This window comes from Flavobacterium sp. ENC (genome assembly GCF_020991415.1).
Classification (GTDB): Bacteria; Bacteroidota; Bacteroidia; order Flavobacteriales; family Flavobacteriaceae; genus Flavobacterium.
In genome coordinates this window covers 243,593-254,241 of the sequence record NZ_JAJMOY010000006.1, presented here as the reverse complement: position 1 = coordinate 254,241, position 10,649 = coordinate 243,593, and the positions used below count along the sequence as shown (strand labels likewise).

The 10,649-nt window shown below is 40.1% G+C and carries 5 protein-coding genes; 1 reads left to right on the top strand and 4 read right to left on the bottom strand.

The window, feature by feature from the left end:
• Nucleotides 1–253: 253 nt before the first annotated feature.
• The 4 genes from LPB89_RS17095 to LPB89_RS17080 all read right to left on the bottom strand — a co-directional run bounded on the left by LPB89_RS17095 (nucleotide 254) and on the right by LPB89_RS17080 (nucleotide 9,265).
• Nucleotides 254–4,222: a family 16 glycosylhydrolase gene (locus LPB89_RS17095; RefSeq protein WP_230702901.1), complete on the bottom strand. Its 3,969-nt coding sequence runs from the start codon at nucleotides 4,220–4,222 to the stop codon at nucleotides 254–256.
• 218 nt (nucleotides 4,223–4,440) lie between these two features.
• Complete coding sequence (locus tag LPB89_RS17090) at nucleotides 4,441–7,350, bottom strand: triple tyrosine motif-containing protein (protein ID WP_230702900.1); 2,910 nt, start codon at nucleotides 7,348–7,350, stop codon at nucleotides 4,441–4,443.
• A 733-nt stretch (nucleotides 7,351–8,083) separates the two neighbouring features.
• Nucleotides 8,084–8,722, bottom strand: a complete 639-nt coding sequence (locus LPB89_RS17085; RefSeq protein ID WP_230702899.1) for an HAD family phosphatase — start codon at nucleotides 8,720–8,722, stop codon at nucleotides 8,084–8,086.
• 66 nt (nucleotides 8,723–8,788) lie between these two features.
• Nucleotides 8,789–9,265: an NUDIX domain-containing protein gene (locus LPB89_RS17080; protein ID WP_230702898.1), complete on the bottom strand. Its 477-nt coding sequence runs from the start codon at nucleotides 9,263–9,265 to the stop codon at nucleotides 8,789–8,791.
• 203 nt (nucleotides 9,266–9,468) lie between these two features.
• Here LPB89_RS17080 and LPB89_RS17075 point away from each other — a divergent pair, with 203 nt between their 5' ends.
• Nucleotides 9,469–10,635, top strand: coding sequence for a DUF4861 family protein (locus tag LPB89_RS17075; RefSeq protein WP_230702897.1), 1,167 nt, complete (start codon nucleotides 9,469–9,471; stop codon nucleotides 10,633–10,635).
• Nucleotides 10,636–10,649: the final 14 nt, after the last annotated feature.

The window sequence follows — 10,649 nt, the reverse complement described above, 5'->3', positions numbered from 1 at the left end:
AGGTGTGATGGTATGGTGCTATCCTTAAATTTAAACTCCGGTATATGGAACCGGGACATTTACTTTTAATTCATCACACCCAACGGATTTTTAACTATTATTTTATGACGGTCCGCAACTATGCAGAGCCAAAAAGCAGCCACTCCCAATGGCTATCAGTATCAAAGATTCAGGCAGATTTTTTAATAATGCACTAAAAACCTGTGAAATCTGTGGCTAAAAAAGTCATGCTGCACTTTGCGGACTATCCAGCTTATTTTTTAATCAGCTTCTTCGTCCAGCTCTTTTCATCCGAACTGAAATTCAGGACATAGATTCCTTTTGGAAGTCGGCTGATATCAATAATACTTTCCGTTGCTGTAGTATCAATTTTACTTTTGACTACCAGATTACCGGCCAGATCATGAATCGTAACTTCTTTATTTTTCAGATTCCCCGATACCGAAAGCTGAATATAATCAGTTGCCGGATTTGGATAAAGGGCTAAATCTGTTGTTACGGTTTCGGGCGCTGTTTCTTTAGAAGCCGAAGCTTGTTTGGCAGCTGATGCCGTTCCGTACGCTTCGATCTCAAATAAAGAATAGCCGTAAGGAGCCAAAGCTTTCGCCGTACATAAAATTCGAAGGTATCTTCCTGTACCGCTTACCACCAAATCATCTGTTCCTCCATCACTGGCGGTTTGTGTATTTACGGTTTCATTTTCGGTGAACACAGTATCGGTTGAAAGCTGGACTTTGTATTGTGTTGCAAAAGCCGCTTCCCATTTCAAAACCACACGGTTAAGGTTATAGTTGCTTTGTAAATCCACATAAATCCATTCGCTGGCATTGGCAAAAGAACTGGCCCATCTTGAAACAGTACCGTCTCCATCTGTTGCTTTGGAAGCCGAAAGTGTGGCATTTTCTTCTGTAGAAGCTACCGCGGTTTTCGCTAAAGCTAAATTGACATTGTTCGTCGGAGGCGTAATATTTCTCACAATCACGTCGCTAAAAACTCCCGTCGCCAATGTTCCGTTGGCATGAGAAGTAACGGCCAGTCCGGCGTAAATGGTACTTGCCATTGCAATAGTTCTTGGCGTACCGATTTGTGTCCATGTAGTACCGTTATCCGAAGAATAAGACGTAAATACATTTCCGGATCTTACGATTCGAAGCCATTTTGGGGTAGTCCCAGCGGCTCCCTGACCAATTGTTGGTACGGAAACGGCATCCCTTGATAAAAATTCTACTCCTGCCGTAGCCGTAATATTGCTCATGGCATGTTTAGAAGTTGGCGTAAGCGTTTCACGGAACATCACGCCCGCTTTTGCATACGTATTGGTATTCGTTAGTGAATTTACTTTTGCAATAATTTCAGCATCACCTGTGATTGGCTGATTTACGTATTGAAACTGGTCGCTTGATTCCCAAATATCAGTTCCCGCTCCCTTTACGGTAAATGTTCCACCGGAATAAGTAGCTTTTCCCGCCGGAGTTACAGCACCTAAATCGGTACTTACCCACGGAGACGGCAAGGTGTTTGTCGGATTCTCGGTAGAAACTAAATTCAGACTTCTGATATTATCAAAATAGTAGGTATTTCCGGAGCTTGTTCCCGGTTCAAACAAGAAAACAAAACGATTTACCTCGCTGTCTAATGTGGAAGCATCCGGTGAACTGGCGTAGGTAAAGGTTACGGTATGCCAGGTATTGGTTTGTTTGACAACACCCTGATACACACTGTGTCTTCCCACAGGAAAATTCGACGGAATAGAAGCACTGCTTTCGGCCTGCCAGGAGATTACAGATCCAACCGGAGCCGAAGTGTACACATCCATGGCGAATTTTTTGGTTCCGCTTTTGAAATCTCCCACATTTGTGATCGTAGTATTGAACGAGAAGTTATCGTATAATTCCGTTGCTTTTCTAACGTATTTCCCAACGTTTGAAGAAGTATTGATTCCGCCGGCACTCGGATTTGCAGCATTGGCCGTATACGTTCCGATGGCATCCCTGAACGTGATATTGTGAACGGTCTGATAATCTTCATACACGACTCCCGGCGTAAAAGTATCCGGTAATTTTGTGGTACCAATTCTGATGTTGTCAAAATAATACGTATCGCTCGTATAAGAACCGGAGTTGAATAACAATACCATTTGGTTGACAGCCAGATTTGAAGTTCCTTCGTCAGGGCTTGAGTTATAGTAGAACGTCAGCGTTTCCCATTGGTTTTGTTTGGTCGTGATGGCCACATAATTACTGTTTCTTCCTGTTGGAAAATTTGCCGGAAGCGAAGTGGCACTATTTTCTAAATTCAGACTCACCACCGTTCCAATAGGAGCCGAAGTATACACATCGATCATGATTTTGTTGGTCTGATTTTTCAATAAACCGGCATCTTCAATTGAACTTTGGGTGTTGAAAAACAAGACGTCGTATTGTTCCGTTACGTTTCTTACATACTTCGCTACATTAGCGGAAGCGTTCACTGAATTAGTACCCGGATTCGCTACTATGGAATACGTTCCTGTAGTGGTGCCTTTTATAATTTTATTGATCCCGTCATAATTCTGCAGCACGTCTGTGGCAATAATTGGTTTTTCGGGAGCCGCTTTGGTGAGTAAATTATCAAAATAATACGTAGCACCGGAATTCGAGTTGGACTCAAAAAGGAATACGACATTATTGATTGACAACGCACTGGTATTCGGATCGATTACTTTTTCGAATTCAAATTCTATGGTTTCCCATTTGTTTTGTACGGTCGTAGTCGCTTTGTAGCCGCTATGTCTTCCGGAAGGATAATTGATCGCTGTGGTGACAAGGCTATTTTCCAATTGCATGGAAATTTTAGTCCCCACCGGAGCCGAGGTATAAATATCGAAAGAGAGTTTTTTTCTTCCGTATACATAATCATTCGCGTTTGAAATGGTTACGTTTTTAATGTTTAAAACATCGTATAATTCAGAGGCGTTACGAACATATTTTCCAACCAAAGCAGAAGTATTGACACCCGTAGCCGAAGGATTCGCAACAGCTTCTGTTAAAACACCTGTTTTTAGCGGATACAGCACATTCCTGTTGCTTTGAAAATCTTCGTGGACTTTCTCCACCGGCAAGGGTACTTCTGTCGTTACGGCCAGTTTATAAGTGGTAGCCGTACAGCCCGAAACAGTGGCCACAGCCGAAACATCTCCACCTGTAGTTCCCCAGTTAACGGTAATCGTATTGGTTCCCTGTCCTGAAGTAATCGTTGCTCCTGATGGAACGGTCCAATTGTAACTTGCTCCTGCGATTGCACCCAGCGTATAGGTTTTACCGGTTTCGTTGTGATATACTTTTGCATCCCCGATTACGCCATTTGCAAAACTTCCGTCGTATACACGTACATAATCCACTTGCAATTTCGCCGGAAAATCACCCGGAACTGGTTCCACTCCTGCTCCGTTTACACTGGTGTAAGGAGTTCCTAAACTACCTACGGCCAGATTTAAAATAATGTAAAACTGCTGGTCGTTAAAAGGCCATCCGCCATTTACGGTCGTAGCGGGAGTTGCGGTATGAAATAAATTTCCGTCAATAAACCATTTGATACTGTTTGGTCCCCATTCTACGGCATAAACGTGAAATTCTGTAGACAAATCGGTTGGAGAAGTATAACTTCTTCCGGTATAATGGTAGCCTCCTCCGTCATAATGAATGGTTCCATCGATGGACTTTGGATTTCTGTGTTTGGCTTCCATAATGTCAATTTCACCCGTAAACGGCCAATTCGACTGGCCTGCAGGCAACATCCAGAATGCCGGCCACGCGCCCATTCCTGAAGATAACTTCATACGGGCTTCTACCCTGCCGTATTTTAGCGCATATTTTCCCTGAGTAGTCAGTTTTGCGGAGGAATACGGCTGCTGCGGGAAGGCTGCATTCGGCTCGTACTTGGCCTGAATGTTCAGGTAACTGTTGGATCCTTCTTTGACAATGGTTGCCTGATTCGGATCGTAACGCTGTGCTTCCCCGTTTCCGAAGCCGCAAAGCGAAGGACAGCCGTTTCCGGAAATGCTCTGCCATTTGGCTGCATCAACGGTAGTACCGTTAAACTCATCTTGCCAGACAAGTGTATTACATTGTGCCTGTACTTTTAGAAAAGGAGACAACAGGATTATTGTCAGCATAAAAATCCTTTTCAGGTAATTGAAATTGTCTTTCGGTGGTCGGCCGAAAAAAGAGTCTTTTTGATTCATTTTTTTTGTTTTTTGTTAGTAAAGCGTATTACACCATCAAATAGTCAATTTGTAAAAAACGGACTGTTATTTTTGATAATAATGAACAATATTAACAAATAAACCACGTAGAAGGTCATTTTAGGGATACGGTTTGACTACGGTACAGGCAAAAAAAATGTAGTAAATAGCCGTCAAACCGCGTAAATACACCTAGGATTATACTGAATAATAAAAATTTAAAAATTAAGAATAAACTCCGTAATATTTGCGTCTGAGGGAAGCTGTAATTTTTTCCGAATACGGTATCGGGTATCTTCAACCCCTCTGACCGAAATTCCCAAAAGCGGAGCAATTTCTTTGGTATTGAAATTCATTCGCAGATACGCACACAATCGCATATCGCGTGGTGTTAGTTCGGGGAAACTAGTTTTGAGGCGCTGCATGAAATTATCATGGAGCTGATTGAAGATTTCTTCAAACTCATTCCAATGCTGATCTCCTTGCAGTTCGTGATCGATAATGCGGTTTATTTTGGTCAGTACATTAAAATTCACTGCCGAATCCTTCTCTTTTTTTATTTCTGTAATAAGTTCTTTTATAGACAGCAGGATTTCGTTTAAATGAATCAGATTCACCGTATTCGAAGCTACTTTTGCATTTTTAAGATTTATCGTCGCTTCCAGGTTTTCTTTTTCCAGCAACAGTTTCTGTTCATTAAACTCTGCCCGGGTAAACAGTAATTCTTTTTCCTGATTGATAATCAGCTGGGCACGATTGCGCTCTGCCAGATTTTTTTGGTACCTAATTATCGTATAAATCAAAATTGCAAAAAGTAACAAATACATCACATACGCCCAACTCGTTCTGTACCACGGTGGTAAAATTTCAAACCTGAAAACGGCTTCCTGACTCACCACATCATAAATGTTTTTTGCCCTTACGTGAAAAACATATTCGTTCTCGGGAAGATTGGTATATTCTTTTTCCGTCTGGAGGCTCCAATCAGACCATTTGGGTTCAAAGCCTTCCAGCCAGTATTCGTATTTGGTGGCATCTGCCTCATCATAACACAAGGCGGCAAACGAAAAGTGTAAGGAGTTATTCGAATAAGACAAAACCGGACAAAGCGTATCAGCGTTAGATTCCGTCTTCGCAGGGAGCACATCGTACCGGCTGGAATACAACAGACTGTCTTTTGGGAAAATACATTTTACCTCCGAAATAATCGATTTGTATTTGGTTTGGTAAGCCTTTCTCTTCGTACTGTTATAATGAATTAAACCGTCCTGCGTTCCAAAAAACACGTCACCGCTTGCTGTGGTCTGAATGTTTTCGAAACCCGGAATATATAAGTATCTTAATTTTCGAAAAGGCAATTCTTCCAGATGAAGATTTCCCTGCTTCTTCTGATTTATTTTTCCGGTATTTTCACCCGAAACATACCAGATGTTATTTTCACTGTCGGCTTTAAGAAGACGAATATGATTTTCCATTCCCAGATATTTCCCGAAAACAGGGTCCGGAACCATTTTCTTTGAAGTTAAATCTTGCTTGTAAACGCCTTTTGTAGTTCCAAAAAGAATCTGATTATTAATTTTGAAGGTATTTAAAAACAAACTCGACGGAAAACCATCTGCCTGATTATAAAATACAAGGCTGGAAACGGCCTCAAAGGTTTTATTGAACTTAAGTTTATAGATGCCTTTATAACCGTGGGCAATCCAGATATTTCCCGTCGCATCCGTGACAATGATCCTGCTGCTTTCCTCAAATCCTTTTATTTTATGCTGATACACCCAGACATTATTTATTTTCTTCAACAGATACAATCCGGTATAACCGCCCACAAGCAATAAATCAGGGTGATTCGGAACAATCACGCCCTGCCATGCCCCGTCTATTTTGGCCAGTAATTTTGCTGACGCGCCATTAATTTCAAAGATTCCGTTTTTCTCAAAAGCCAGCAGCGAATTTCCAAAAACACCAATATTCCATACATTTTCCGACATTCCGGCAATATGCTGAAAGTGTGCATTTTCTCTTTTTCCGGCTTTATACGCCTGCCAGTCCAGCCAGAACAAACCGTTATCGGTTGCGATATACAATTTCTCCTGATAAATCTGACTGCAGTATATTTTAGTTTCAGAATTGGAAGTATCCAGTATCCTCGACAAAGGCGAAGAGATCTGAATCAGCGAGATGCCTTCTTTGAGTGTTACCCATAAATTGCCTTCTTTATCGGTTTTCAGGTTCGTGACATATTCATTTTGCAGACCCATTTGCTTGTTGATATGCTGAATCAGGTGTCCTTCACTATCCAGGACTACCAACCCGGTCTGACGTGTTCCGATTCCCAGATATCCGTCAGAAAGCAGAACTGCTGTTGAAATCTGATTTTGCTTCAGTAAATAATCGGCTCCCGTTACAAAAGGTTTGAGCAGATTGTCTTTATAGGTGAAGAGTCCGTTTTTTTGGGTGAGCAGCAGCAAGCCTTTTTTGGTTTCGAAGATTTTTCGAATCTTCATTCCGACAAACTGTTCACTATTCTGAATTGGAACTAAAGCATCCTTTTCCAGTTTCTGTACACCTTTTGCATTGTCTGAAACATAGATATTTTGACCGACTTCAAAAAACTCATCAAAATTAACTTCTGACTTTAATACTTTGATTTTGTTATTCTTATAAATGAATATGCCTTCAATAGCGAAAAAAATCACTTCATCCTTACGAATAACGGTATGCAGCACATCTCCGAAATTTCTGGATGATGCAGGAAGCAAATTCACCAGGGAAGTATATTTGTATTGTCCGTTGGCTAACTGAACTACATACCCAAAATCGCCCTGGGCTCCGACATACATTTTATCTTTTTTATCAATCGCAAGCGAACGGACCATACTTTTGTTGGCCGGTTGGGTTACAATGCTCCATCGCACGCCATCAAACTGCATAATTCCAAAATGGTTGGCAAAAAACATCATTCCTTTAGAATCCTGCAAAACATCCCAATTTTCAGACGCAGCCTTATAGGTTTTCGGATTGTAATTCGTGATGAAAGGAACCCCGATTTTTTTAATTTGGGCGGTACTGATACAGGGCAAAAAGAATATTGATAAAACTAAAAGTCTACGTATATTTTTCGTCATTTTATTTTGGTGTGTAGGTTATTATCATGGCTTGTAAAAACCACAATCGTAAAAACAATCCTTTTGGGAGAAGTCGCTTTTACACAAAACAAATCGTTTGTTTATTAACACTAATATTGACAATATATTATTTTACGTCACAAAAAAAACGAATATCTAAATTCAAATATATAAAAATTTATTTTATTGTAACAAATTACATTCATATATCAATTGGATAATGAGAGAATTAGGGGAATTTGATAATTAGAAAATGTGATGATGCGATAATTTTGGAATGTGGGAGTGTAAAATGTGGGATGTGCTATTTAAGGTTTGAAATGGACTAATGGACCTAAACTTTCCAAAGCCAAATTATTCTAAAGAAATCACAATGTATTATAGTCAATTGTGTGGTTTACTTCGTCTGTTCGCTATCGCTCGGGTCTCCTTCGGTCGAAATGACAAAGCTTCCGCACAAACTGAAAACTGAAAACCTAAAATTTCCAATAGAAACGCGTTTCGACTCCGCTCAACGTGACAAATCTAGTGTAACCCACTGAAAACTGAGACTAAAAACCTAAACTTTACAATAGAAACGCGTTTCGACTCCGCTCAACGTGACAAATGTACCACAGCCCCCTGAAAACTGAGACTGAAAACTTGAAACTTGAAACCTGAAACCTGAAACCTGAAACCTGAAACTTAAAACCTGAAACTTAAAACCTGAAACTTAAAACCTGAAACTTAAAACCTAAACCCCAATCATCGTCGCTAACTCCTCATAACTCCTAAAAAGCACGGCGCCTTCTTTTTCTAAATCCTGATCATTGAATCCATTTGCAAAACCATACACTTTAAAACCGCCTTTCTTTCCTGCCATTACCCCTGCTTTGCTGTCTTCGATTACAATGCAATCTTTTACTTCAAAACCCATTTCTTTGGCGGCGTGCAGAAATATTCCCGGATCCGGTTTCCAGCTTTTAATGTCGTAAGAACTGAATATTTTATTTTCGAATTTGTCCAGTAATCCAGCCACTTCCAGATTCAGCCTGATTTTATCAACCGGACCGCTGGAAGCCACGCAATACGGAATTTTCAAACTATTCAGAAATGAAACAACACCTTCCATAGGTTTCACCTGCGTTCTGAAGGCTTCAAAGCTTCTTTGGCGGTATTCACTCTCAAAACTATCCGGAAGTTTTTTGGCAATGGCTTCTTCTATATGTAAAAAGCATTCTTTTAAATTCCGCCCGTTAAAATCGCGATAGGCGTCTTCCAATTTCATTTCGAAACCATGTTCCGCTGCCATTTCCAGCAAAATTCCGTTACCAATTTTTTCTGTATCTACCAGAACACCGTCACAATCGAAAATTATACCTTTAACTTCCATACTCTTTATTTACATTTTAAAACAAGAATGTAATTTACAAAAAATATGCTCTACTACGGGTATATTTTAAAGGGAAGAAGAAATTTTTGAAACGATCTGTATGATAAAATCAGCCTGTGCGGGATTTATTTTCTTCAATGCTTCGTCGGTTTGAAACCATTCCGCTTTATCAATTTCCGGAAAGTTTTTAATACTTCCGGATTTGGGCGGCCATTCCATTTCAAAATCATTGCTTTTGACCAAAGTCACATCAATGTCAAATTCTAAGGCCCATGCCAAAACCGTTTTGCCGGATTTGAGTTTTACGGATTCCAGGGCAATAAAATCTTCTTCTGATTCTGCTTCCAGTCCGAAACCGGTTTCTTCCTTAAACTCACGCTTCGCCGCAGGCAAAGGTTCTTCGTCAGCTGTGAATTCGCCTTTTGGAATGGACCAGCTTTCCAGATCCTTATTTTTCCAAAAGGGACCTCCCGGATGAACCAGTAAAAAATAAATGGTTTTATCTATGAATTTGTAGAGTAATATGCCGGCGCTTTGTTTCATCGAGATTATTATTGAATTTTTACTTACATAAAGATAAATACTTTATCTTACGTAAATTACAATTATAAACTTTTTAATGTAATACTTTTATTTCGGTCTTCTGTACATTTTTACTCCAATTTTGTATTCTTTTCCGGTAATTGATTTGTAAATTTATAATTCATAAAACATTTTCTTTTAAATAAATTAAAAACAATACTATTTTGAAAAAACACCTTTTATTAACCGCTATACTGGCCTGTAATTTTGCCGCTTACGCTCAGAACAAAATAGTAACCGTTACTAATTTGCTTCCTGCAGACCGAGAATTTGAAACGGTCGAATTAACCAAAAAATCACTGGGACTCCCTTCTTCCGCTAAACTTGAAAATTATGCCGTCAAAGAAACAAAGTCCGGTTTATCTTTAGAAAGCCAGTCTGTCGATAATGATGGCGATGGCAACGCTGATGTTTTATTGTTTCAGCCAAAAATTAGTGCTTCTTCTGAAAAAGAGTATGAAATTGTGCCCTCGGATGCTGCGGACTCCAAAAACATCAATTGTTATTCGAGATTTGTTCCGGAACGTACCGACGATTATGCCTGGGAGAACAACAAAGTGGCTTTCAGGACTTATGGCCCCGTAGCACAAAAAATGGTGGAAGACAAAATTCCGGGCGGAACGCTGACCAGCGGAATTGATGCCTGGCTTAAAAGGGTCGACTATCCAATTATCAATAAATGGTACGAAAAAGCCACTTTAGGAACCGGAACGTACCACAAAGATACGGGTGAAGGTTTAGATAACTTTCATGTGGGAGACAGCCGCGGAATTGGAGGAATTGCTGTGAATGAGAAAAGAAAATATTATTTTTCCAAGAATTTCATCAGCTGGAAAACCATTACCACAGGCCCGATACGAACCAGTTTCATACTAACCTATGCCAAGTGGGATGCCAATGGCCGTAAAATAACCGAATCTAAACTGATCAGTCTGGATTACGGAAGTTATCTTTCGCGTTTTGAAATCTCCATTAAAGGGACCAAAAACATTGCTGCCGGAATAACGCTTCACGATAAAAAGGGTACTATCGGAACGAACGTAGAAGAAGGCTGGCTAAGCCACTGGGAACCTATTGACGACTCTGAAATCGGAACCGGTCTTGTAGCTCCAAAAGGTACGCTGACCGCTTTTGACAATCACATTACTGATGAAGCAGATCTGAGTAATCTGTACGGGAATTTAAAAGTAAAAAAACACAAAGTGGTCTACTACGCAGGTTTTGGATGGAAAAAAGGAAGCCCTTTTAAAACTCAAAAAGAATGGGAAACGTATTTAAGTTCCTTTGCCAAGAAAATAAATAATCCTCTGGTTGTTAAGGTGAAGAAATAATTTTAAACCCGACA

What these genes read in the sequence shown, in the direction of transcription:
- LPB89_RS17095 (WP_230702901.1), bottom strand. Translation starts at nt 4,222, where the DNA reads ATGAATCAAAAAGACTCTTTTTTCGGCCGACCACCGAAAGACAATTTC.
- LPB89_RS17090 (WP_230702900.1), bottom strand. Translation starts at nt 7,350, where the DNA reads ATGACGAAAAATATACGTAGACTTTTAGTTTTATCAATATTCTTTTTG.
- LPB89_RS17085 (WP_230702899.1), bottom strand. Translation starts at nt 8,722, where the DNA reads ATGGAAGTTAAAGGTATAATTTTCGATTGTGACGGTGTTCTGGTAGAT.
- LPB89_RS17080 (WP_230702898.1), bottom strand. Translation starts at nt 9,265, where the DNA reads ATGAAACAAAGCGCCGGCATATTACTCTACAAATTCATAGATAAAACC.